Origin of the sequence: Acinetobacter sp. AR2-3, from assembly GCF_001878775.1 — a bacterium.
GTDB classification, from domain to species: Bacteria; Pseudomonadota; Gammaproteobacteria; order Pseudomonadales; family Moraxellaceae; genus Acinetobacter; species Acinetobacter lwoffii_D.
Window position 1 is genome coordinate 81202 of sequence record NZ_MJIQ01000037.1, and the last position, 24128, is coordinate 105329.

Genomic DNA, 24128 nt, shown 5'->3' on the forward strand with positions numbered 1-24128 from the left:
CACGGAAAATATTCTCAAAAAACTACAATATTGTTCTGTTTTTTACCCTCTTCTTTTTTATCAAATAAACCTTCCCTATAAATGTTCGAGAAAATGAATAATATTATGATTCGTGAAGGGAGGGTCGAAGATATACCTCAAATTATTCAGGTCATTCATGACAGCATTCAGTCCTGTGTACTGGATCATCAGCGTGAAGAAAGCAAAATTCAAACCTGGCTAGAAAAGTTTGATCATGCCAGCCTGATTGTCGATATGCTGTATAACGATTGCTGGGTTTATCTCATATATGACAAGGTCGTCGGATTCTTATTGGTCAGTGATGCTGGAGAAATCCGGATGCATTATGTGGCCCAACACTGCCAAAGACTGGGGTTCGGCACCGAGTTATTTCAACAAATGCATCGCACTTTATTAAAGAAAAAATTCATCAGATTGAAATACAATCTACCCAAACTGCCTTAAGTTATTATCAGCACTGCGGCTTTCATCCACATTCTGCCGAGTCAGAAGATGAATCGCGCTATCTGTATAAATATGTTTTTTAATCGACCTCTTTTTCAATTTTTAACTGATCACGTCCTGCCTGTTTAGCGGCGTAGAGCTGCACATCTGCCGCTTTCATCAATTCATGAATATCTGCATAGCCATGGTTTTGTTCAACCCAGGCCGCGCCCATACTAACCGTAACATAATCTTTTGCATCTGGCCGATTCAGATGTTCCATACGCTGTTCCCGAATCTGGTTTAATACATTTTCCAGATTTTTTAGGGCAGTTTGAACTGGCATTCCAGTGAGCAGAATCGCAAACTCTTCACCACCATAACGTGCCAGATAGCCAGACGGTGGTAAAGCAGCTTGAATAATCCTAACCAGATTTTTCAGGATTTCATCCCCTTTTAAGTGGCCATAATAGTCATTATAGTTTTTAAAAAAATCGACATCGAGCATGGCAAAAATCAAGGTATGTTGCGGCTGCTGTTGGGTCTGCAAAAACTGCTGCTGGATTTCATGATTTAAGGCACGCCGGTTAAAAGCTCCAGTCAGCGCATCAATATTCATTTGCTGTTCCAGTTTGGCATTCACTTCACGCAGTTGCTGGGTCCGTTCTTTAACTTTTTGATCGAGCGAATTATTGAGGGCGATCAGGTTCAGGTTCAGCTGTTCAGTCTCATAAGTTTGATGTGCATAATGTCTGGACTGCTGAAACATGATTAATAAGGCATAGATACTGGTTGAGATAAAGAACAGATGCGTGGTTTTAATTACATTGATCAGCAATAGATAATCATTCAAAAAAGTTAGACAGAGGAAAATAATTGCAATCAGATTTAAACGCGAATAATGCTCTTTATAACGTAAGGTCTGATAAAAACCGTAAATAAAATTACCGATGATGACCAAGGCAAAAATCGCACTAAATAGGGCCAGACGTTCAAATATCTCAGGAGGTGAAAATAGGGTGAAAGTAATGTTAAAAACCAGTAATGCCACTGCGATATAATAAATCACCGGATTTAGATAGCGCCGGTTAAACAGATGCATATAGCTGAGAAAAAAGAAGGCAGCAATAAAAGTAAACAGATACTCTAAGCGGGTTCCCCACAGCCAGTTGATATTGGTAAATACCGAATAGGCATAAGGTGCAGAAAACAGGTTATGCAGGGCTAAAAAGACAATAAACCAGCCAAAAACAAAGATACTTTTACTGTTACGTTCTCGTGATCCCCTGAATACCGAAAATAGAATAGTAAACACCCCCACCCCAAGTACCGCGCCGCACACCATGGCAATACTCATCATGAGCTGCTGAAATTGGCGATTGATGGTACCTGCAACGCCGATCTGCATCGGTCGTTCGAGACCACCATGCAAGTGGGTATAATTGGAAGCCTGAATGCTTAAGGTAATATATTCAGTGTCTGGAACAAAATAGCCAATACTCGGTGCTTTCTCAGTCACCTGTTTGTCAGGTGTGGTACTGATTTCCCCGAGACGGACAATAAACTGTCCATTGACATATACCCGATAGGCGCCGTATTGGGTTGGAATCCGAATCGCGATGCGTCGCCCGAGAAATTCTTTCGGAATTTTAAAATAACCAATAAAGGTACCGTAGCCAGAGTTTGAACCCGCTAGAGTTTTAAAAGAGGCTGGCAATTCAACTGTTTTTGACTGGAGTACGGGGCTGGGCTGAACAATAAACTGACTCGGATAAAACAGCCATTTTCCCTGCAAGGCACTAGTGCTATGTTCGGTAAAATGAACTTCAGTAATATGGTCGTGAGATTGCTGCTGAAATGACGGCGAAGGGAGTTCATCCTGAGCGATTGCTGAACTTATGATGCAAGTCATCCAGCTCAAGGCACAGACAAATACGAAAAAACAGACATTCCTTATCAAGTTATGCAAATACGTTATATCTCAAAATAATTCTTTATTATTCTTATAATCTACAAGGAATATTTTTGATTTCAAATCTTTTTAGATGTTTTTTGTAGCTTCTCCGGCACAGCTTATTTTGAAGCGACTGCACCGGAACCAGCGTATATCTTTGAATAAAAAATATAACTTATATTCAGCAAGTTAAATGATTTTAATCACGTGTTTTTACATCAAACAGTTCAATTTCAAAAATCAGGTTGGAATTGGCTGGAATGACTTTACCCATTTTACGTTCGCCATAGGCCAAATGTGCAGGCACCATCAGTTTACGCTTACCGCCAACTTTCATTCCCAGAATACCCTGATCCCAACCTTTGATCACACGACCGGTACCAATAACAGTTTCAAAATAATTACCGCGGTCAATTGAAGAATCGAACTTGGTTCCATCTTCCAGCCAGCCAGTATAGTGCGTGGTAATTAAGGCACCTTTTACCGCTTCTTTACCTTCGCCTACTTTTAAATCAATAATTTCAAGTTCGTTGATCATGGTTATTTACCTGAGAGGAGCATAAAATTCAAAGCTCAGTATAAACTGGAATGCTCTATATTTTTAAGTCTGGGCCATTGATGGGTTAAAAGCTGAGTTCCTGAATATTCTTATCATTGAGTAAATACTGGGTTAATTCTTGATGATTCTTGGCCGATCCCATCAGGATCCAGCGTCCGACAATCTGTTGATCAATTTTTTTTTGTGAGGAATGCACCACTTTTAACTGATAACGTTTAAATAACATTTCGTAGTGATCAGAATCATTCTGATCGAATGGGCAGACGATTTCATAGCTGCGTTCCTGATTCAGAGATTCAATGCCGCGCTGGACATACATCAATAGAACCAGCACCACCATGACAATAAAAGTAGCCCAAATACTTAAGAGTTCATAGCCTGCACCGACCGCCATGCCGAGTGCAGCTGTCATCCAGATGGTGGTCGCGGTGGTAATCCCGGAAATACGGTTATCATCTTTCAGGATAACACCAGCACCTAGAAAACCCAGTCCAGTCAAGACATTGGCGGCCAGCCGGTCAGGATTGGCCACGCCTATTTTCAGGGAGATAATGGTAAATAAACAGGAACTCAGACTGACCATAATCATGGTACGCAGTCCGGCAGATTTACTGTGATACTCACGCTCTGCACCAATAATTGCGCCGATCGCGACAGCCAGCAGTAAATCATAAAGTTCATGGTACATGGTGCAGCCCTGCGTATTCTTATTCCTCAGATATACGCAATTTGAGCTACAGGATACAAGTCCAGACTTGCATCCTTATTTGGCCTTATTGTAACTGTTCCCACTCCACCAGCACCTGGCCCTGATCGCCAATCAAGGTCCATTCACCATCCATCACATTGAGCTGTAACTGCATGGTGCGTTCGCATAACTGTGGCAATGCGTCGGTGGTTGCGGTAGATAACTTCCACACTTCCACATTTTTTAAGATTTTTAATTTGCTGCTGCGCTTATACCATTCATCCACCGCAGAACCATAGGTGACGACTGCGACCTGCTTGCAACGCGCACTGGCCTTTTTGACTTTATCTTCATCCGGGCTACCGACTTCAATCCATTTGACCAGTTGCCCGGTCAGATCCTTTTCCCAGAGTGCTGGTTCATCTGTTTCAAACAGATCCTTGGTAAATTCCAGTGCTTTATCGGCATAGCGTGCATAGGCCAGAATACGTACCATCAAGCGTTCAATGGTTTCTGAAGGATGCAGCGCTATCGTCAGCTGATAGTCAGCATAACGATGCGTATCCATGTCCGCAATATTCAAATCAACCTTATAAATCGTCGCTTTTAACGCCATCACATAATCCTCAAATTTGGCGCCTAGCATATAAGATTTAGCGCTATTTTGCTGAACAGATTTAGGCCAATAATTCATTCAGCGCACTAGAAACAGTACCGTTATTTTTCTGGATCGATACGACATTGCATCAGGGCAGTTTCAAATGCCAGCCAATCGCGTGACTGTTGATAAATCACTTCCACCCGGTTATCAATGCCTTCATCTGCCGACTGATAATTAAACTGCTCAGGATTAAAATTAAAGCTTTTCCAGCCCTGGTCGGTATGAAAAATTCCCTTGATTCTGAGCCAGTCTTTTTGTTCACAGAGCAGATCCAGCAGATCATAAAAATTAAATTGCCAGCGTTTTGGCAATTTCCAGCCCGCGACCTGATAACCTTGCGCACTTTCTACATAATGATAAGGCATCTGCTGAATCACTACGGGCGTATCGTCTGAACGGGTGATCTGTTGCTGTTTTAACAAAGGCTGGATCTGACGGGCAGAACCCTGATACTTCTGCTTGATCAGTTCGATATCGAGTTGTCCGTGCTCGGTGAACAGCCACTGTTGCGCATAAGGTTGATATTCTTCCTGAAGTTGCGTGAGCGCTGCGTGATCTGCGGCTGTCATCAAGTCAGTATGTGAAATCACCACAATATGCGCTGCCTTGAGCTGGTCTGCATACAGATTTTGTTGAGTCCAGTCCTGATCATGTAAACGCGAACCATCTACCACAGTGACTAAAGCCTGCATGTTTAAATGACTCTGCCAGTGCGGTTCGGTCAACTGTTCCAATAATTGGCCAGGATGTCCCAGTCCGGTAGGTTCGATAAACAGACGATCTGGTTTCACTTCTGATAGCAGACGTGACAAGGCAATCTGCATCGGCAACTGGCTACTGCAACATAGACAACCACCCAACAGCTCTTTGACTGCATAACCCTGATCTTGTGGCAATAATTGCTGGTCTACCCCAATCTGGCCAAATTCATTCATCAGCACCGCCCAGATTTCCTGTTCCGGTTTTTGCTGCAGTAAATGTTTGAGTAGTGTGGTTTTACCTGCACCCAAAAATCCGGAAATGATATGGACAGGAATAGCCTGCGACGCTGACAGAATTTTCAAAATCGGCTCTCAAGAGATTGAATGGAAATAGCAATGCCCTGCATTATAAAGCACAGTGTGACTTTAAAATGCGTGTTCTTCGCAAATACGGCGTGAAAATCACAGAGATAAAAATTAATGGAATGATCCAAAATTACCAATTTTCTATGTTAACTTTTATTTCAAATTTTATTTTTGAAATATTCATACACACTTTCATTAAATAAAACTCCGCATAATTAACAGAAATAAAACAACTTTCTTAGTTTTGTATCTACAGGGTTATTCCCTGCGTGTCGCTTTTGTTAATTGATTTGCTCAGTAAAATTCCTGTGCTTAGGATGGGCATCTGTCGAATTGATGTGATGGTCAGTTCGGCAGATTACATTACATGACATGAATAAAAGGATGCCAAAAATGAAATATGCACAAATCTTACTTGCCACTACGCTTACTGCTGCTGCAGCTACCAGTTTTGCTGACAGCAAAACCACAGATGCGAAAACCACCACTGCAGAAGAAAAAGTGATTGTGACTACCCAAGAATTACCTGAATCAAATGCTCCAGTTGCAGGTGCATCTGCAGAGCAACCTGCTGCCTCTGAAGCTGCTGCAGAAAGCACGCCCCCTGCAAAACCTGCTGCACGTTAAGTGATTGAACGAATCGTTTAATCCTTCAATGAAGATATCAGGGACAGTAATTCTCCAGTAGGCTTTGTCCTATACTGCCTCGATATTATTCGATGCTGAATCATGCTTGATGCTGGTTCAGCATTTTTATTGCACAAAATCTATTTATTACCATAGTCAAAACTGATCATAGAATTAATACAGGCTATCAAATTTTTATTATTTTTATTAGTAAAATCAATTATTTATTTAAAAACAACCTATTTCAATCTAATATTATCCATATACTTAAGCTACTATCGCCTAACTTGTTTCTGGCTTCTAACTGTCCCTTAATAGCATCAAATGCAAGTCGATTGAATGGACATTCGCTATGAGCAATACTAATTACACTACTGAAGTGGCAATCCTTGGCGCCGGTCCTGTAGGCTTAACCATTGCCAACTATCTGAGCAAGCAAGGCGTAGCTGTCACGATTGTCGAGCAACTGGATAGTTTAATTGATTATCCACGTGCGATTGGGATCGATGATGAATCCTTGCGTACCATTCAATCTTTAGGTTTAGTCGATCAAGTCTTGCCGCATACCACTCCGAATCATGCGATGCGCTTCTTGACGCCTAAAGGTCGCTGCTTTGCTGATATTCAACCTTTAACACGTGAATTTGGTTTCTCGCGCCGTAATGCTTTTATTCAGCCACAAGTCGATAACGTCCTGCTGCAAGGCTTAAAGCAATATAAAAACACCCAAGTGCTGTTTTCTCGTCAATTGACCCAGTTTAGTCAGGATGCTGACGGCGTAACACTCAACCTGCAAAATAAAGAAGGCGATGCAGAAACTATCCGCGCTCAATACCTGATTGCTTGTGATGGCGGTAATTCCTATGTGCGCCGTAACCTGGGCATTGCCTTTGAAGGTGAAACTGCACCAAATCAATGGATCGTGATTGATCTTGAGAATGACCCGCTTGCTACACCGCATATTTACTTATGTTGTGATCCGGTTCGTCCTTATGTATCAGCCGCATTGCCACATGGTATTCGTCGTTTTGAATTTATGGTCATGCCGGGTGAAACACAGGAAGAACTGAGCAAACCGGAAAATATTGCCAAACTTCTGTCCAAGGTTTTACCAAGTACGGATGGTATTGAAGTGATCCGTCAGCGTGTCTATACCCATAATGCCCGTATTGCCGACAAATTCCGTGCCGACCGAATTTTGCTTGCCGGTGATGCCGCGCATATCATGCCAGTGTGGCAAGGTCAGGGTTATAACAGCGGTATGCGTGATGCCTTTAACCTGGCCTGGAAAATGGCACTGGTTGTTCAAAGCAAAGCTGGCCCAGAACTTCTGGATTCGTATCAGATTGAACGTAAAGACCACGCCAAGGCAATGATTGATCTTTCCGTGATGGCAGGTCATGTGTTAGCGCCACCGAAAAAATGGCAGGGCTTTGTGCGTGACGGTATTGCCTATGCCCTGAATTATATCAAGCCGATTAAACAATACCTGCTGGAAATGCGCTTTAAACCGATGCCGAAATATCATGACGGCGCACTTTTGAGTAACGGTGCCAAGAACTCTCCAGTCGGCAAGATGTTTATCCAGCCTCAGGTTCAACTGGCTTCGGGTGAAACCGTATTACTGGATGAAGTGATCGGCAATGATTTTGCGATTATTGCCTGGGGTGTCGATCCGAAATGGGGTCTGAGCCCAGATACGTTGCAACAGTGGAAAATGCTCGGCGTGAAATTCATTCAGGTGATCCCGGCAGTGCAATTGCAAAATAGCCAGCGCAAAGAGTATGAAGATGTCATCACCATTGGTGATATCGGCACAGATATCCGTTCATGGTTTGGCAACACGTCTGATTCAGTTGTGATCTTGCGTCCTGACCGTTTCGTGGCTGCGCTGGCCATTCCTCAATCGATGGAAAGCACCAGCCAGCAACTGTTTAAAAAGCTTTACCTGAAATAATATTAGAGTCACTTTTCACCACGCTTCGGCGTGGTTTTTTTTTATTGTTTTTAGATATTTCATTCAATATATATGGATCAATAAATTAAACTCGGTATTCTTGAAACCACGGAATATCTTTCAGAGAATTACGAGAAGCCATCTGCTGTAAAAAAGGTTTGAACTCTTCAAATGGCGGTAAAATTTTCGCAGAGATCGCGAAAATTAAACAGTAAGCCACATAGAGATCCGCCGCCGAGACTTTTTCACCCAACAGATAGGAACTGGCCTGCCCGATGCCCTGTTTCAGAAAATCAAATACGGCTGCTTCATTCCCAAAACTTAAACTTCTTCGGTTCTTTTCAATATTTTCTGGCGGTACCTGCAAATTTTTTATATCGATATATTCGGTGAGGGGCCCATGACAGAAAAACATCCATTTTAAATACGCCCCACGCTTCGGATCATCCAAAGCAGGTGCCAATCCTTTGTCACGATATTTATCTGCCAGATAGATAAAAATGGCGGCCATTTCTGAAATAATGACACCTTGATCCACCAGACAGGGAACTTTTCCCATCGGATTGATCTGTGTATACGCCTGCTGATGCATATGCTCATAGGCAACTTCCACCTGCTCAATCTGATCTTCAATCTGCAATTCTTTCAGCAAAGGCAACAAGGTCAGGCCACGTGATTGCGGATTGTTATAGAGCTTCATCATCCTGCTTCAACCGATTTTTTATTGTTAGATGTTCAGTATAAAGCGATTTAGTCTCCCCATTTAAAAGGATGTGCTACAGATCATTTCTGTCACCCGGCTTTTTAGATTGGCTGATCAACGATGCAGATATTAGAAAAGATCCACACAAAACTTTTCTTTTAATACTTTCAAAATCAGATCAATCACCACATGTTTTTGATCCTTGCGATAATTGGCATACAGTCCAATCATCGGTAACGGTTCTAGGGTCTTTTTCACCACAATATTATCGCCGAGCAATGGAATCACATAGGCTGGCACCAGACTCCAGCCCACGCCCATTCCCACCAGATTGACATTGAGCAGAATATTGGTGGAATACTGCACCACATTCACTTTTAATTTGGACTGTTTAAAAAAATCCTGAATCAGCTTATGCAGTTGCGGTGAGGACTGCTCATCACTAATCACAAAGTCCTGATTTTCAAAACTCTTGATACTGACATAGGACAAGGCCGCAGCCGGGGAATCTCTCGGCACGATCAGGGTTAGAGGCTCATCAAAAATGCGGATCGAATCAAACTCACTCAACTCCCCTGGATATCGGGTAAAGGCAATGTCAATCTGTCCATTTCTTAAAGCACTAAACTGTTCTGCATCGGTCAGACTGTGAAACTGTGCTTTCAGTTCAGGAAAATGCGCGCGGATATTCGGCATGATATAAGGAAAGACTTTCATTTCCGCGACCGGGACAAAACCGATATTCAGCTGGTCCTGCTGCGCATTGGCGATCTGTCTGGCAGTCTGAATGGCGCTCTGCATGCTCAAGACTCAGTAAAGCTTCTTTTAAAAACGCCTGTCCAGCTTCAGTTAGCCCGACCTTACGGTTATTCCGCTCTAGCAACTGTACGCCAACCTCACGTTCCAGATCCTTGATTTGCTGGCTCAATGAAGGCTGTACCGTATTTAATTTTTCCGCGGCACGGGTAAAGTTCAGTTCCTGCGCCACCGTAACGAAATAACGTAAATGCCTTAATTCCATTTTATAACTCCAAACTTGCCGGGCGCTTATTTTGCTTTTTGGCAACATACTGACGATAAACCAATATCGTCACAATGACGAGTGCGGCACTCAAAACATAAGTAGTTTCAAAGCCCCAATAGGCAATCAATACTCCCATTGCCACGGAACCGATCGCTAAACCCAGATCAAACAGGGTAAAGAAGGTTGAAATCGCATGTCCCATACGCTGTTTGTCGACCGACTGAATGGCCAAGGTCTGCAAACATGGGAATAGTGAACCATAACCGATGCCAATAAACACTGCCGACAACCATAATATCCATTGATTGGAAATCAGACTGACAATCACCAGACCAATGGCAAAGAAAATAAATGAAGGATAAATCACCGCACTGGGTCCCTTACGGTCATAAATCTTTCCAACCCAAGGTCTGACCAGCAACATGGATGCTGCAAATACAATAAAGAATACGCTGGTATAGCCCAAAAGCTGCTTGGTTTCACTAAATGCAGTAATAAAACTCATGATGCCCGAGTAGGCAAAAGCGGTTAGTAAAGCCACAAAACTTACCGCCAGAACTTTGACTTCCAGAATATCCTGCAAGCTCAAGCTGGTTTTTTCTGTGCTTATAGCTTCAGGTTTTGGTAACTCTGTGATTTTGAGCATCCAACAGAAAATGAGCCCCAAAGAAATGATAACGGCAAGAATGCCAAATAAGACTTTGAAGCTGGTGAACTGAATTACGGTCAATGCCAGCAAGGGCCCAAAAACCACACCCAGATTGGTCGACATGACAAAATAACCCATGCCCTCGCCTTTGCGCTGTTCAGGAATAAATTCATTGGCGACAGGTACTGCCACCGTGGTCAAAATACTGAACCAGATGCCATGTAAAAAACGCACCAGCAACAGCGACCACATGCTATCCACCAGCAAATAACTAAAGGCAAATAAGGCAAAAATCACACCTGCGCCGCGCATCGAGATTTTCTTGCCGAGCTTTTCGATGATCATGCCGGAAAATGGCCGAATCGCAATCGAAGAGGCCAAAAATAGCGTCAGCGCCAACCCAGCTTCTTTTACCGAACCGCCCAGATCTTTCATGATGTAAATCGGCAAGATGGTCAGTAAGGCAAAGTAATAAACGAACAGGAAAAAATTATTGAATAAACACAAGATAAATGAGCGATTCCATAACCGCTCAGCGCTAACTGACATAATCACCAACTTTTAAAATTTGTAGGGAAATAGCACAAACTCAGGCTTGAATAGCGACAGGATACAAGGCCAACTCGACCAGATTCTGGATATAGTGTTCATCTGGAATCCGGTTGAAAAAAATGATCTGGTAATGAATCGGGCCGTATAAGGTATCCAGCATCAAATCAAAAGGATAATCCGCGCGGATTTCTCCCCGTTCAATCGCTTGCTGAATCAGTTGATGAGTCTGTTGCCGACGTGGCAAGAGATATTGCTGAAAGAACTCACCTGCCAGTTCACGGTGATTGGCAATCACCACCAGCAAAGCCCGCCCCACCGGATGATTCAGTGCCTGAGATAAAGAACCAAGTTGTTGAATAAGATTACTTTTCAGGCTTTTAGAGGCATCCAGCTCAAATACCGAAGCTGTATGCTGTTTGAAAGTGTCCAGCACCAGTTCCGATTTATGTTTCCACCATCGATAAATCGTGGACTTGCCTACGCCGGCACGTGCCGCCACATCTTCAATCGTCAGCTGATGATATTCACATTCTGCCAGCGCATCTGCGACTGCCTGTAAAATGCACTGCTGTCGCCGGGAACTTTTTTCGTAACTGCTCATATTTTTCTACTTAACTTTTAATATTTAAAAATCGAAACGATACGTATCGTTTTATATTAGAGTAAAAAATGGCAAAGCTCCAGCAAAAAACTGAAATTGAATCAAAAAAAAAGACCTTCAAATGAAGGTCTTTTCTCAATCACGATTTGACTTAACTCTGTGCGGTCTTTTTATAAATGCTGCATGAAGGATGATGATTTTCTTGCAAACGCGCGACTTTACGCTGTTCTGCTGCTTCAAAACGGCAACGTTTCCAGTCATTGTCCAGGTTCAACGCTGGAATCTGTTTTGGTTTACCATTTTCATCCACCGCGACCATGGTGAAATAGCAGCTATTGGTATGACGTACCGTTCTCTTTTGAATATTCTGGGCTTCTACACGAATCCCGATTTCCATCGAGGTACGGCCAACATGATTCACACTGGCCAGGAATGTCACCAGTTCACCGACGTGAATCGGCTCTTTAAAATTCACCTTGTCTACAGATAAGGTCACGACATAACTGCCCGAATAGCGACTTGCACACGCATACGCCACCTGATCCAATAATTTCAGAATGGTTCCACCATGAACATTTCCTGAAAAATTTGCCATATCTGGCGTCATGAGAACTGACATCGTTAACTCTGACTGGTCATCCGACACTGCTGCAATTTGATCTAAAGGGGCCATCGTTTTCTTTGAACTCTTTGAATGACAAGGTTATCGTTTATTATTATAGCGTTTTTAACATGAATAAAATGTTCAATTCGGCAAATGAAGCATCACAATTATTGATATAGAAAATGTATTCATACAGAAAAAAATATATTTAATTGCTTAAAATCTCAGTTAGAAAGTTAAGTGCCAATAAATCAACACTTATTTATCTAGGGCTGATCACACAACAACTGAGAATTTTTCACTGTTTTAAGCTCTGAATAAAAATAATTCAGGAAAATAGAAAGACGCTCCGTGATTTAAAGCATCACTGGCCTGAGCATTTCCTGTGCCACGTTCTGATAACTTAAAATTTGTTGACCATCCAAGGTCGTTTCAACGGTAAAAGAACCATCCTGATGGGTCGCAGTCACTGTAAAAATATAGTGTTCGAATTGTGCCAGTTTGACCTGCTGTCCAATTTTAATATGCGTCATGATGTCTACATCTGTGCAGTGATCTTTTCAAACTGCATTCTGTCACGAACACAGATACTTTTGAATATTTGATCAACTTAAGTATACGAATAATAATATTAAAATTTTAATTTAGAACGAATAAGGCTTATTATTTAAAACAATATACTTGTAATTCAATTTGTTATACTTAAAATTAATTTTATCTTTTGCGATAATTCCGACTGACTGATACACATAGACAATCATCTTATCTTTTATAACAATCAGTTAAGCGTTACAGCCGATGATCTTTCATTCTCTTGATTGGATATCCCTATACCGCGGTCCTGCGATATAGGAATAAACATAAAATTCAAAAAAAGATTTATTGAGCTTGATGTTCATGTACCACAAACTGTGGAATGCGATGTCCTTGAGCATAATCATGTTTTTGGTAGGCTTGTGAAATTTCCATCAACTTTAACTGGGTCGCCTCGGCACCAGCCTGCATGGTGAGTTCCCTGCCACGGACATCAAAGATATGACCTTTTTCGCGTAAGTCCGGCTGAATCACCACATCTGCATGCTTTAATTCTTCATGTGCCAGATGTTGCTGCATAATATTGATGTTTTGGTTAAATAGCCCCCAGACATTGCTGGTTTCGGTATGAATAGGCTGTGCCAGAATATCCACCGCAATTACAATGTCGGCCCCTAGCTCACGTGCCACATCAACTGGCACCGGACTGACCAGACCACCATCTACATATTCTTTACCTTGAATAATAGTCGGAATAAACATACTCGGAATCGAGACTGAAGCACGTACCGCCTGTCCGGTATTACCATAATTAAAAACGACTTTCTTGCCTTCTTTCAGCGCGGTTGCTACCACAAACATCGGGATTTTCATGGCTTCAAGCGGAGTTTGATCGACCTGCAAATTGACATAGTCTTCAACTTTTTTGCCATCAAAAAAACCTTTTCTGGCCAGTTTGATATCACGGACATCATTCGGTCGCATACTGAGGGCAATATTGCGCAGTTCAATCGCCGGTTTGCCACTCGCATAAATAGATCCAACGATACTACCGGCACTGGTTCCGACAATAAAATCTGGTTGAATACCCGCCTGTTCCAGTACTTCCAGCGCACCAATATGCGCATAGCCACGCGCACCGCCACTGCCCAGAACTAAAGCAACTACTGGACGTTGTTGAGTCTGCTTGATCTTTTGAAAATCAATTCGATTTGGACGTGCCTGAGCTTCTCCGCGTTGTGCAGCAGGTTGCAGATGACTGGTCGCCGCTTGGGCTGTCATGGGGGTCGTTTGGCAAGCACTCAGGCCAAATGTACCCAGTATCACCATACTCAACACATATTTCTGCATGCAGAGAATGTCCTCATTAATCTAAAGCAGCATAGTGTATAAACACATGCATAAATAGTCTGTAGAATTTCGTAAAACTGTCATACAGTTCAGCTACTTTATCTTCATTTTTCCCCATAATTGTATGCCTTCAATCTCACTGTACCGGATTTTCCTGATTTTCCTGCAACTGGGCTGCATTTCATTTGGCGGTCCGGCGGCACATCTGGTGTTTTTTCACCGAAAATTTGTGACCCAGCTGCAATGGCTGAATGACACCCAATACAGTCAACTGGTCGCTTTGGCGCAACTTTTACCCGGGCCGAGTAGCAGTCAGGTGGGGCTGTCGATCGGTTATCTGCAACGGGGCTATATTGGTGCCATGATCGCATGGCTGGGTTTTACCCTGCCCTCAATGATTCTGATGGCGTTGGTGGCGCTATTGGGTCAAAGCTATTTTCATATTTTAAACTCAAACAGCTTTCATACCATCCAGTTAATTGTATTTTCTGTCATCGCCTGGGCATTCTGGCAAATGCTGAGAAGCTTCTGTAAATCGGCTTGGCAATATGCGGTCTTAATTCTCTCTGTCACATTACTGATAGTCGTTTCAGTGAGTTTTAACCAGATTCTGGTGATTATGCTGGGCGCAATCTGTGGACTCTTGGCTGGACGTTTTTCCCAATCAGATTCGAAACCCAAAGAAATTAACAAAACGGCAATCAGCTCGCCGTATATTCGATCTGCCGCTGCACCCTATTGGTTACTGGCATTTATCTTGCCGTTTGTTCTGCTCCCCTTAGCTGGAAAATTATGGGGTGAATCGGAGCTGCAATTTTTTTCCAATTTCTATCAAACCGGTTCATTGGTATTTGGTGGTGGTCATGTGATTCTGCCTTTGCTATATCAGGACTTTGTCACAACCGGTTTAGTCAGTGCCCAATCTTTTGATCTTGGCTATGCATTTGCCCAGCTAATGCCGGGACCTTTATTCAGTTTTGCCAGTTATATTGGTGCTTTGCTGCCTTGGACGCCTTATGCCTGGCTGAATACATTGTTAGCGACCTGTGCAATCTTTTTACCTTCATTTTTCTTGATCTTTGCCACCTTGCCTTACTGGTCGTGGTTGATGCAGCAGCGCCATATTCATCAGGCGGTGATGGGCATCAATGCTGCAGTAGTGGGACTGTTACTGTATTTATTGCTGGATCTTTCACAACGCTATTTTAGTTATGGGTCCGACCTGGTCTTTGTTGCGGTGATGATTGCCCTGCTACGCTCAAAATTACCAGTCTGGTTCAGCCTGATTTTGGGCTTCGTGCTTTATCAAAGTTATTTAAATTTCTTCTAAAGAAAACTTTGGCACAAAAAAAGCCCTGAATGATCGGGGCTTTTTGCTTCAAGTCTTACCAGATATCTGATTTAACCTTGTCTTTAAATTTAGGATGGTTATCCAGTTTAAATTCAGGTTCTTTCACACCACGCTTCAGCTGACCGGTATAGTCTTTGAGTAGCATCAGCAGGAATGGCATCAGCAACAGGATCGCAATCAAGTTGATACTTGCCATGACACCCATGAACAGATCTGCCATATTCCAGATCAACGGCACACTGGCGATAGAACCGAAATACACCATGACCAATACAAATAAGCGGAAAATCAACATCACCCGGCTATTGTTATTGATGAACTGGACGTTTCCTTCGGCATAGGCATAGTTACCAATAATCGAAGAATAGGCAAACAGGAACAGAATCAAAGCCAGGAAGTCATCACCCCAAGCACCAATTTGGCTTTCGAGTGCCATTTGGGTCAAGGTCACGCCTTCAAAGCCTGCATTTTCATACAGACCTGAAACCAGAATAATAATCGCGGTACATGAACACACCACAAAGGTATCTACAAATACTCCGAGCATCTGTACCAGACCCTGGTTGACTGGATGTTTGACATCCGAGGCTGCAGCAGCATTCGGTGCCGAACCCATCCCTGCCTCGTTAGAGAACAGACCACGCTTGATGCCCATCATCATGGCCATAGACACCATGGCACCAAAGAAACCACCAGCAGCGGCTTCAAACTCAAAGGCTTTACTGAAAATAAGCTGGAAGATGGATGGGAGCAGATCGTAATTGATAACCGCAATATATAAAGCCACCGCCAGATACAGTAGTGCCATAAAGGGCACTACCTTTTCTGCCACTTTGGCGATACGTTTAATACCGCCAAAAATGATTGTGGCTGTAATCAATACTAAGACTAGTCCAATCCAGGAAACTTCAAAATCCAATCCGCCTAAAGGCAAAATGATATTGGCCTGATCCCAGCCCCATGCATGAGAGGTTGCACCGGTAATGGCATTGGCCTGAACCGCATTAAACACAAAGCCATAGGTCGTGATCAATGCAATTGCAAAGACAATCCCCAGCCATTTCTGTTTTAGACCCTGAGTAATGTAATAGGCAGGGCCGCCACGGAATTGCTGGTTTTTATGATCGCGCACCTTAAACAATTGCGCCAATGAGGATTCCACTAAAGCAGAGCTCATACCCAGAAATGCAGTAACCCACATCCAGAACACCGCGCCCGGTCCGCCAATCGCAATGGCAATCGCCACACCGGCGACATTACCCACCCCGACCCGGCTTGCAAGACCAGTCACAAATGCCTGAAACGGGGTAATGCCGTGCGCATCCTGAACCTTGCCACGGCTGCCTTTCATGACTTTCATGCTGTGCCAGAACAAACGAATTTGTACGGCACCCGTCATGATTGTATAGAAAATACCAACTGCGACCAGAAACACCACCAGAAAGTCCCACAAAGGACCATTCACGGCATTAATCCAGCCAAGCAATGTTTCATTTAACTGATCATTCATGTCACATCCTTATGAGCTTATGACTCATCGTATCAGGTCTAAATTATACAAAGAACTTCAAGATCATTTGAATAACAGTGGCATTGATTAAGTCAACGAAGAACGCACCACATAATGGAACGATCAGGAAGGCTTTATGCGACGCACCATACATATTGGTAATCGCCTGCATATTGGCAACCGCTGTCGGTGTTGCACCCATACCAAAACCACAGTGACCCGCTGCAAGTACCGCAGCATCATAGTTCTTGCCCATCAGGCGGAAAGTTACAAAACCGGCATACAAAGCCATGGTGATGGTCTGTGCACCCAGAATTACCATCAATGGTCCTGCAAGGTCAGCCAATTGCCATAATTTCAAAGATAACAACGCCATCGCCAAGTACAGCGACAATGAAGCATTACCGAACACATCAATCGCACGATCGAAAATCTGAACTTTGAAAATACCTTCCAGTACATTACGCAGGATGACACCACCCGCCAATGCCCACACGAATGTTGGCAGTTCAAATGCAGTACCTTTACTGAAACCCGTCATAAACTCTGCAAAAGCCAAACAGCCTGCAAATAGACCCAAGGTCGTGATTGCATTATCAGCGGTAATTAAACGCACCTGATGCGGATATTCAAACGGTACATATTCGCTGGTGGTGCTGTCCATTGGCGTATTGTCACGCGTTTCAATTTGCTGATCGGTACGTGCAGTCGCCAGGTTATGACGATTGATCAGTAATTTGGCCAATGGTCCGCCAATAATACCGCCGATAATCAAACCAAAGGTCGCACTTGCCATCCCCAGTGCCAGCGCACCTTGAATACCATGTTCGACTTCTAGAATTTCACCCCATGCGCCTGCAGTACCATGACCACCGGTTAAGGTAATCGAACCGGCAATCAGGCCAATCAACGGGTCAATACCCAGTAATGTTGCCAGACTTATGCCGACCGCATTTTGCAAAATAATGAAAGCCGAAACAGCAAACAGGAAAATAACCAGACCGATCCCGCCTTCACGCAACTTGGAAAAGTTGGCACTCAGACCAATCGAAGCAAAGAAAATCAGCATAAAGCTGGTTTGTAATTCTGCACTGGTGGTGATGCTATATCCCCACAATGAATGCACCAGCAATGAGATGATCGCCGCAACCAAACCGCCCGCAACCGGCTCAGGAATATTGTAACGTCTTAAAAAATCGATTTTATTAACCAGGAATCGGCCGAGTAACAAAACAATGACTGCGGCAATCAAGGTATAAAATGCGTTAAAAGTAAAATCCATAATTTTTTGCCCAAGATGATTTTGAATTTTTTATTTTTCTAAAAGTCATGGAGTGCGCTAAATCTTTAGCTCGCTCATTAGATGTTCATCTGGAAATATCCTGATTTGATCTATCACCTTTAGAAAAACAAACCGATTTATCATCTCTTTCAAACTTATGAATATCATCATCACGATCATATTCAACAAATGAGAGATTTATAAAAGCAACACCTTTTCTATTCCGATACTCAGTCTGTTGTAAAATTGCAGACAATTTTCAAACAGACGCGCATGCTGATAAAAAAACTGTGTTTTAAGCTCACAAAAAACATTCAGTGCTTGATGAGTGCTTTCAACCTAAAGACTTCATTCAAGCCATCTGGAATCGCGTTATTTAAAACAGATCTTAATCACAAAATGCATGAATTAAGATGAAAAGTCGTACATTATGCTGTTTCTTTGTATCAAGTTTTATTTCTTTTTATTAGCAATAGTTAATTTACCTATAAAAAATAATTATAACTTCTCATTTTTATATGAAGATTAATCTATATTTTAATTCAAAAAAAATATTAATCTTTTACTCGACATGGAATGAAACAGGGATCTTGAAATTAAATTATCTTGATTTTCAGTCAAAATAAACCAGTTCTCTGTGTGAAATTGTTATTGTGGAATGGTTCAAGCACTTGGGTTTTAAGCCATTTTTTAAATCAAAGACCAACATTATGACTAAATTCATTGCTATCACTGAGGCGATTTATGCTCAGCTAAAAGCATGCGAAATTTCATTACTCAAGTCATTTTGCTGACAAATTGTTTTTTTCAGCTGGCGAAGAATTAAATTTTCCTATCCCCCGTTCTGTTTGTTTAGTTTATAGTCATTGCAAACTCAATAAGGATATTCGACTGGACCCCATAATGGATCAAAATCTTGTTCATGCTGTAGATCACACCATCACTTCTCGCCATTCAGTGCGTGCTTTTTTAAATACCCCCGTTAGTACAAATACCTTAAAAGAGATTCTGGCGGTGGCCAGTCGCGCACCTTCAGGAACCAATACCCAACCCTGGAAAGTGTATGTGGTAACAGGTAAAAAGCGTGATGAACTCGTGCAACAGGTTTGTCAGGCACAAATGCAAATCTATGCAAATCCGGAATTGTCGCAGCAGTATCAGGAAACTTTTGCCTATTATCCTGAACAATGGATCTCGCCATTTATTGAACGTCGTCGTGAAAATGGCTGGGGCTTATATGGCTTGCTGAATATTCAAAAAGGCGAAAAAGAAAAAATGGCGCGTCAGCAGCTGCGTAATTTTGAACTATTTGATGCACCTGTTGGCCTATTTTTTACTGTACATCGTTCTTTGGCCATTGGTTCCAAAATGGATGTTTCCATGATGATCCAGAATGTCATGCTGGCAGCAAAAGCCCGCGGTCTGGACACTTGCCCGCAGGCAGCCTGGAATCATTTTCATCCGATCGTGCTTGATCTGGTGGGTGCTCCTGATGATGAAGAACTGGTCTGCGGTATGGCACTGGGTTATGCTGACCCAGAGCAGATTGTTAACAGCTTTATTACCCCGCGCGTTCCCGTAGAGGAATTTGCCGTGTTTATCGATGAGTAATGCAAGGAGGGCTAAGTCAACTCACTTAGCCCTCTGTACAATCCAGCATTTTCAATATTTGTAGAAAACGCCCAGCATCTATGCATTTTTCAAGATTGGCATCTTGATTTTAAAAATCGCCCAAGCGGAAATACCTACAAAAACCAGCATGATCAATGCCATATTTAATAAGGCATGCCAGATCAGAAAATTCAGTAATACACCGCCCAATAAGCCACAAACAAATTGCATACTGCCCATAATCGCACTGGCAGTTCCTGCTCTCTCGCCCTGTTCAGCCATTGCCAGAGCCATGGCATTCGGACCAGTAAACCCGATGGATGCCACCACAATAAACATGCCTAACAACACCCAGAACACAGAATCGACGTCCAGACAGCCGAGTAAGATTAACCCTAATACACCAGCAAACTGCAGACAGGTGCCAATTTTCAGACGCTGCAATATCGAGAATCGCCCAGCCAGACGTTTATTCAAGGTCGAAAACAGCATGATCCCGAAGGCATTGGCACCAAAGGCATAAGCAAACTGCTGCTCGGTCAGTTGATAACGATCCATCAGAATGGCCGAAGAAGCACTGATATAACAGAACATCACCGCACCGGAGAAACAACCGGCATAGAGCGGGCGTCGAAAGCTTGGATCCTGAAAAATAGTACGGTACAAACTTAATACCTGTTGAAAGTTCAGTTTGAGACGGCGTTCTGGTTCCAAGGTTTCTTTAAATAGAAAATGTACACAGGCCAGACTCAACAGACCACAGCCCATCAGTACCACAAAGATCATGTTCCATTCATAAAACATCAACACCCAGGCCCCCAGACTTGGGGCGATGATTGGCGCAATGGCGGTCACAATCATCATGCTGGCAAAGGCCTGAGCTGCTGAATGCATATCCAGACGATCACGAATTGCAGCGCGTGCCATAACCACCCCGACACAGCCACCGAGGGCTTGCAGAATCCGTGCAGCGATCAGACTCCATTCATCCTGCGCAAAGACACACAGTAAACTTGCCACAATGTATAAACACAGCCCAAAATACATTGGCGGTTTACGCCCAATCCGGTCACTAATCGGACCATAAATCAGTTGCCCGATCGCCAGACCGAAGAAATAAGCCGGCAGGCTATTCGAAACCATCTGGGTACTGACACCAAAATCTGCTGCCATGGCCGGTAAGGCCGAAAGATACATATCAATGGATAAAGGCCCGAGTGCACTCAGTGTCGCCAGCAACACAATCCAGGACATGGCATAAGGTTGTTGTACTATTTTATTCGATGTCATAAGCATGAAGATTTAAAGCGTTAATATGCAGACAAATTAACACAGTGCATAGTATGATTTAGCCTGAAATGAAGATATATAAATATACTATTTTCATTAGCCTATTCAGATTCAGCTCTAAGACTGCAGTATAAAGGACGACCTTTGAAATCTTGGCTCACTCGTCTCAAGCAAACCACCTATAATACGACCTTGATGTATAACCTGCGCATGATGACGGCATTTGCAGGTACCGCCTTTGTTCCCTATTTTATGGGACAACAATTGATGACAATTCCACTGACTTTAGGCGTGGTCGCAGCCGGTTTAAGCGATATTGATGACCGCTTTTCGGTGCGGATTTTAAATCTGCTCTACACCTACATTGGCTTCTTTATTACGGCAGTAGGCGTATATCTGCTCTTTCCTTATCCCCTGCTGTTTGCCTTGGCCTTAATTGTGTCCTGTATTGCCCTAATTTTGCTGGGTTCACTTGGCAGGCGCTATGCCACGATTTCCTATGGCTGTCTGGTGGTTTCAGTCTATGCCATGCTTGGGGTTGAGCTGTTTGATGAATGGTATAAACAGGCTGGTTTATTGGTCATCGGCGCGATGTGGTACGGTCTACTGTCGACCCTCAGTTTCCTGACCTTCCCTGCCCGGCTGGCGCAAGACAAGCTTGCCATTTCCTATTCTGCTCTCGGTAACTTTTTATATGCCAAATCCAATCTGTTTGATGTGGACATGACACCAAAAAGCTATCAGCAGAGCATGATTGAACTTTCGCTTGAAAATGGCAAACTGATTGCGATTTTTAATGAGATGAAAACTGCCCTTTTGACTCGCCTGAAAGGCGACCGTGGGCAAAAAGATACCCGTCGCAGCCTGCAATATTATTTTGTGGCGCAGGATATTCATGAACGTGCTGATTCAGCGCATATTGATTATCAGAAACTGGCCAAGATTTTCCAGCATAGCGATATCCTGTTCCGCTTCCAGCGCATCATGTCAATTCAGGGCAAAGCCTGTAAGGACCTGAGTGAAAGTTTGCTAATGCGCAAACCTTATGTGCATAACCAGCGCTTCAAGCATGCCTTTGATAACCTGAGACAGTCGCTAGATAAATTACGTCAGGAGCAGCAGTATGATCAGGTCTGGATCAATTCCTTATTTGCGCTGTTTCAAAACCTGAAATCGATTGATGCTCAGTTACGCAACCTGGAAACCGAGCAAAGTATCAAGTCCGAGCGTTTCAAACATATCGAAAACCAGCTTAGAGATGATGACCTGAAAGGCTGGGATGACATCAAGATTCGGATTAAACAGCATCTGACCCCAGAATCGGTGCTGTTCCGGCATGCCATCCGCCTGTCGATTGTGCTGCTGATCAGCTATATCTTCGTACAGGTCAGTAATATTGAATATGGTTACTGGATTTTATTGACCGCACTTTTTGTCAGCCAGCCAAACTTTAACGCCACCAAACGCCGTTTACGTCTGCGTATTGTCGGTACGTTGGTCGGGATTATTCTCGGTTATGCCATTCTGTATTTTGTGCCATCCATCGAAGGACAATTATTACTTCTGGTATTTAGTGGGATTCTGTTCTTTGAATTGCGCAGTAAACAGTATGCACAGGCTACCGCCTTTATCACGATTTTAGCGCTGATCAACTTCAATCTGGACGGTATGGGCTATGCCGCGGCCATTCCGCGTATGATCGACACCTTGATTGGCTGTGCGATTGCCTGGTTCGGCGTCAGCTTTATTTTTCCGGACTGGAAGTTCCGGCGTTTGCCACGCAGTATCAAACGCAGCTTGCAGGCAGAAGCGGATTATTTGAGTGAAGTGATCGAGCAGTATAAGTCAGGACGTAATAATGGCCTGAAATATCGGATTGTGCGCCGTGCTGCCCACAATACCGATGCCGAGGTGGCTTCACTGATTTCGACACTGGCCACTGAACCGGATATTGATCCGGTACAAAAATCGCTGGCCTTTGAGTTCCTGTGCCTGAACCATACTTTTATCAGTTATATTGCCGCACTGGGCGCACACCGGGAAAAAATTGAAGATCAGGACATTCTGAATTTACTAGACAAAGCTCTTGAGAACATTCGTGGTGCATTGCTACGAGATGAAATGCCCGATTTAAGTGCGCAAAATATGATTCCCCATATTCGCCAGCGCCTGGCTCAAGATCAGGAGCAAGATCAGAAATCCCTGATCATTTTGCAGCAACTGTCTTTAATGTTCAGCATTTTAAAGCAGTTGAGCCAACTGAAACAAAGTTTGAGTCATGAGCGTGATGAACAGGCAACTGAATTAGGTTCATTATAATTTGACTGATTTTGGAACAATATACTCACTGAATTGGTACAATTAGTGCTAAACTTTTTACAGTTTAAAATCTGCTAATTTCATTATGACCGCGAAAAATTTATACGCTTATACCCTACAGCCTGTGAACTATGAAATCTCAGAAGCCGAGCAGCGTCATGCTCAGCTGGTGATCTGGCGTAGTACCAATAAAATTGGCATGAAAGCATGGCTGATCATGGGTGCTGTTGTTGCACTTTCTATTCTGGGCATTCTGCTCCTGAAGAACTATTCAACTATATTCTGCTGGGTAGCCATTGTCTGTGTGGTGTTGTATTACCTGATCCGTACCTTTGGTCTGGAATGGTATGTTAAACGCAAGATGAATGAATTTCCGGTACAGGAAATCAAGGGTGTTCGCCTGGGCGTGCAACCACATGGCATCGTGATGCGCCAGAAAATGGGCATGCAAGAAGGTGTTGGCGCGATTAGCTGGAAAGACATCTATGAATGGTATAACACACCAGAATTCATGTTGGTCAATTTCAAGGTAAAAGGCCAGCAAGGTGCGTATATCCTGCCGAAACGTCTGGACAGCAAAAACTTCTCTTTCGCCACGATTCGCAAGCATCTGGAAGCAGAAGTCGGCGCAGCAAAACAAATCTAAACTGTTCTTTCTTTAGTGAAAAACCTCCTGCCCCGGCATGGAGGTTTTTTTAATCTTAAAATAATAAATGATAATGAGAATAAATATTATCCTCAACACCTATAATTCCGGCTTAAACTTCAGTTATAATTTTGCCACTTTTATA

Annotated in this window: 20 protein-coding genes and 2 pseudogenes; 7 read left to right on the plus strand and 15 right to left on the minus strand. The window is 43.1% G+C overall.

Translation table 11 applies throughout. The annotated features are described in order from the left end of the window. Nucleotides 1-81 precede the first annotated feature (81 nt). Nucleotides 82-548 (plus strand): annotated as a pseudogene (locus tag BFN00_RS06020) (GNAT family N-acetyltransferase). Here the strand turns inward: BFN00_RS06020 and BFN00_RS06025 are convergent. The 5 genes from BFN00_RS06025 to BFN00_RS06045 form a co-directional block, all read right to left on the minus strand. Further along, complete coding sequence (locus BFN00_RS06025) at nt 545-2356, minus strand: sensor domain-containing diguanylate cyclase (RefSeq protein WP_071850820.1); 1812 nt, start codon at nt 2354-2356, stop codon at nt 545-547. The pseudogene BFN00_RS06020 and the gene BFN00_RS06025 overlap by 4 nt on opposite strands. Nucleotides 2357-2597: 241 nt before the next feature. Next, nucleotides 2598-2936 (minus strand): FKBP-type peptidyl-prolyl cis-trans isomerase, encoded by a 339-nt coding sequence (locus BFN00_RS06030; RefSeq protein WP_004280661.1) that lies wholly within the window; start codon nt 2934-2936, stop codon nt 2598-2600. Between the two features lie 85 nt (nt 2937-3021). Next, on the minus strand, nt 3022-3645 hold the full coding sequence (locus BFN00_RS06035; protein ID WP_071850759.1) for an MgtC/SapB family protein: 624 nt from the start codon (nt 3643-3645) through the stop codon (nt 3022-3024). Between the two features lie 85 nt (nt 3646-3730). After that, entirely contained in the window at nt 3731-4261 is a 531-nt protein-coding gene (locus BFN00_RS06040; RefSeq protein WP_071850822.1) for a YaeQ family protein, read from the minus strand. A 101-nt stretch (nt 4262-4362) separates the two neighbouring features. After that, nucleotides 4363-5370, minus strand: coding sequence for a CobW family GTP-binding protein (locus tag BFN00_RS06045; RefSeq protein ID WP_071850760.1), 1008 nt, complete (start codon nt 5368-5370; stop codon nt 4363-4365). Between the two features lie 396 nt (nt 5371-5766). Here BFN00_RS06045 and BFN00_RS06050 point away from each other — a divergent pair, with 396 nt between their 5' ends. Next, on the plus strand, nt 5767-6000 hold the full coding sequence (locus tag BFN00_RS06050; protein ID WP_071850761.1) for a hypothetical protein: 234 nt from the start codon (nt 5767-5769) through the stop codon (nt 5998-6000). Between the two features lie 352 nt (nt 6001-6352). Beyond that, nucleotides 6353-7957: a bifunctional 3-(3-hydroxy-phenyl)propionate/3-hydroxycinnamic acid hydroxylase gene (locus tag BFN00_RS06055; protein ID WP_071850762.1), complete on the plus strand. Its 1605-nt coding sequence runs from the start codon at nt 6353-6355 to the stop codon at nt 7955-7957. A gap of 85 nt (nt 7958-8042) precedes the next feature. On the opposite strand, the gene BFN00_RS06060 is transcribed toward BFN00_RS06055, so the two are convergent. From BFN00_RS06060 to BFN00_RS06085, 7 genes and pseudogenes are all read right to left on the minus strand, one after another. After that, complete coding sequence (locus BFN00_RS06060) at nt 8043-8657, minus strand: glutathione S-transferase family protein (protein ID WP_071850763.1); 615 nt, start codon at nt 8655-8657, stop codon at nt 8043-8045. A 132-nt stretch (nt 8658-8789) separates the two neighbouring features. Continuing rightward, nucleotides 8790-9681: pseudogene (locus tag BFN00_RS06065) on the minus strand (LysR substrate-binding domain-containing protein). Between the two features lies 1 nt (nt 9682). Then, nucleotides 9683-10882, minus strand: coding sequence for an MFS transporter (locus BFN00_RS06070; RefSeq protein WP_004645817.1), 1200 nt, complete (start codon nt 10880-10882; stop codon nt 9683-9685). A 40-nt stretch (nt 10883-10922) separates the two neighbouring features. Further along, a complete protein-coding gene (locus BFN00_RS06075; protein WP_071850764.1) occupies nt 10923-11486 on the minus strand; it encodes a TetR/AcrR family transcriptional regulator in 564 nt (187 codons plus the stop codon). A 151-nt stretch (nt 11487-11637) separates the two neighbouring features. Beyond that, nucleotides 11638-12159 carry an acyl-CoA thioesterase gene (locus BFN00_RS06080; RefSeq protein WP_004280680.1) on the minus strand — a complete coding sequence of 174 codons (522 nt, stop codon included), beginning with the start codon at nt 12157-12159 and terminating at the stop codon, nt 11638-11640. 287 nt (nt 12160-12446) lie between these two features. Further along, nucleotides 12447-12623 (minus strand): hypothetical protein, encoded by a 177-nt coding sequence (locus BFN00_RS15930; protein ID WP_005265927.1) that lies wholly within the window; start codon nt 12621-12623, stop codon nt 12447-12449. Between the two features lie 346 nt (nt 12624-12969). Next, a complete protein-coding gene (locus BFN00_RS06085) occupies nt 12970-13974 on the minus strand; it encodes a patatin-like phospholipase family protein (RefSeq protein ID WP_071850765.1) in 1005 nt (334 codons plus the stop codon). Nucleotides 13975-14098: 124 nt separating this feature from the next. Between BFN00_RS06085 and chrA the strand changes: the two genes are divergently transcribed. Then, nucleotides 14099-15304 (plus strand): chromate efflux transporter, encoded by a 1206-nt coding sequence (gene chrA / locus BFN00_RS06090; protein WP_071850766.1) that lies wholly within the window; start codon nt 14099-14101, stop codon nt 15302-15304. Nucleotides 15305-15359: 55 nt separating this feature from the next. Here the strand turns inward: chrA and BFN00_RS06095 are convergent, their stop codons facing one another. Continuing rightward, nucleotides 15360-16835: an alanine/glycine:cation symporter family protein gene (locus BFN00_RS06095; protein WP_071850767.1), complete on the minus strand. Its 1476-nt coding sequence runs from the start codon at nt 16833-16835 to the stop codon at nt 15360-15362. A 43-nt stretch (nt 16836-16878) separates the two neighbouring features. Continuing rightward, nucleotides 16879-18117 (minus strand): sodium/glutamate symporter, encoded by a 1239-nt coding sequence (gene gltS, locus BFN00_RS06100; RefSeq protein WP_071850768.1) that lies wholly within the window; start codon nt 18115-18117, stop codon nt 16879-16881. Nucleotides 18118-19020: 903 nt separating this feature from the next. Between gltS and BFN00_RS06105 the strand changes: the two genes are divergently transcribed. Further along, nucleotides 19021-19728: a nitroreductase gene (locus BFN00_RS06105; RefSeq protein WP_071850769.1), complete on the plus strand. Its 708-nt coding sequence runs from the start codon at nt 19021-19023 to the stop codon at nt 19726-19728. A 78-nt stretch (nt 19729-19806) separates the two neighbouring features. On the opposite strand, the gene BFN00_RS06110 is transcribed toward BFN00_RS06105, so the two are convergent. After that, on the minus strand, nt 19807-21024 hold the full coding sequence (locus BFN00_RS06110) for a multidrug effflux MFS transporter (protein WP_071850770.1): 1218 nt from the start codon (nt 21022-21024) through the stop codon (nt 19807-19809). Nucleotides 21025-21162: 138 nt separating this feature from the next. Here BFN00_RS06110 and yccS point away from each other — a divergent pair, with 138 nt between their 5' ends. Together yccS and BFN00_RS06120 are read left to right on the plus strand one after the other, a co-directional pair. Next, the gene (gene yccS / locus BFN00_RS06115) at nt 21163-23337 is read left to right on the plus strand and encodes a YccS family putative transporter (RefSeq protein ID WP_071850771.1); all 2175 of its coding nucleotides are present in this window, start codon (nt 21163-21165) and stop codon (nt 23335-23337) included. Between the two features lie 85 nt (nt 23338-23422). Beyond that, a complete protein-coding gene (locus BFN00_RS06120; RefSeq protein WP_071850772.1) occupies nt 23423-23983 on the plus strand; it encodes a YcxB family protein in 561 nt (186 codons plus the stop codon). Nucleotides 23984-24128 lie beyond the last annotated feature (145 nt).

What these genes read in the sequence shown, in the direction of transcription:
- BFN00_RS06025 (WP_071850820.1), bottom strand. Translation starts at nt 2,356, where the DNA reads ATGACTTGCATCATAAGTTCAGCAATCGCTCAGGATGAACTCCCTTCG.
- BFN00_RS06030 (WP_004280661.1), bottom strand. Translation starts at nt 2,936, where the DNA reads ATGATCAACGAACTTGAAATTATTGATTTAAAAGTAGGCGAAGGTAAA.
- BFN00_RS06035 (WP_071850759.1), bottom strand. Translation starts at nt 3,645, where the DNA reads ATGTACCATGAACTTTATGATTTACTGCTGGCTGTCGCGATCGGCGCA.
- BFN00_RS06040 (WP_071850822.1), bottom strand. Translation starts at nt 4,261, where the DNA reads ATGGCGTTAAAAGCGACGATTTATAAGGTTGATTTGAATATTGCGGAC.
- BFN00_RS06050 (WP_071850761.1), top strand. Translation starts at nt 5,767, where the DNA reads ATGAAATATGCACAAATCTTACTTGCCACTACGCTTACTGCTGCTGCA.
- BFN00_RS06055 (WP_071850762.1), top strand. Translation starts at nt 6,353, where the DNA reads ATGAGCAATACTAATTACACTACTGAAGTGGCAATCCTTGGCGCCGGT.
- BFN00_RS06060 (WP_071850763.1), bottom strand. Translation starts at nt 8,657, where the DNA reads ATGAAGCTCTATAACAATCCGCAATCACGTGGCCTGACCTTGTTGCCT.
- BFN00_RS06070 (WP_004645817.1), bottom strand. Translation starts at nt 10,882, where the DNA reads ATGTCAGTTAGCGCTGAGCGGTTATGGAATCGCTCATTTATCTTGTGT.
- BFN00_RS06075 (WP_071850764.1), bottom strand. Translation starts at nt 11,486, where the DNA reads ATGAGCAGTTACGAAAAAAGTTCCCGGCGACAGCAGTGCATTTTACAG.
- BFN00_RS06080 (WP_004280680.1), bottom strand. Translation starts at nt 12,159, where the DNA reads ATGGCCCCTTTAGATCAAATTGCAGCAGTGTCGGATGACCAGTCAGAG.
- BFN00_RS15930 (WP_005265927.1), bottom strand. Translation starts at nt 12,623, where the DNA reads ATGACGCATATTAAAATTGGACAGCAGGTCAAACTGGCACAATTCGAA.
- BFN00_RS06085 (WP_071850765.1), bottom strand. Translation starts at nt 13,974, where the DNA reads ATGCAGAAATATGTGTTGAGTATGGTGATACTGGGTACATTTGGCCTG.
- chrA (WP_071850766.1), top strand. Translation starts at nt 14,099, where the DNA reads ATGCCTTCAATCTCACTGTACCGGATTTTCCTGATTTTCCTGCAACTG.
- BFN00_RS06095 (WP_071850767.1), bottom strand. Translation starts at nt 16,835, where the DNA reads ATGAATGATCAGTTAAATGAAACATTGCTTGGCTGGATTAATGCCGTG.
- gltS (WP_071850768.1), bottom strand. Translation starts at nt 18,117, where the DNA reads ATGGATTTTACTTTTAACGCATTTTATACCTTGATTGCCGCAGTCATT.
- BFN00_RS06105 (WP_071850769.1), top strand. Translation starts at nt 19,021, where the DNA reads ATGGATCAAAATCTTGTTCATGCTGTAGATCACACCATCACTTCTCGC.
- BFN00_RS06110 (WP_071850770.1), bottom strand. Translation starts at nt 21,024, where the DNA reads ATGCTTATGACATCGAATAAAATAGTACAACAACCTTATGCCATGTCC.
- BFN00_RS06120 (WP_071850772.1), top strand. Translation starts at nt 23,423, where the DNA reads ATGACCGCGAAAAATTTATACGCTTATACCCTACAGCCTGTGAACTAT.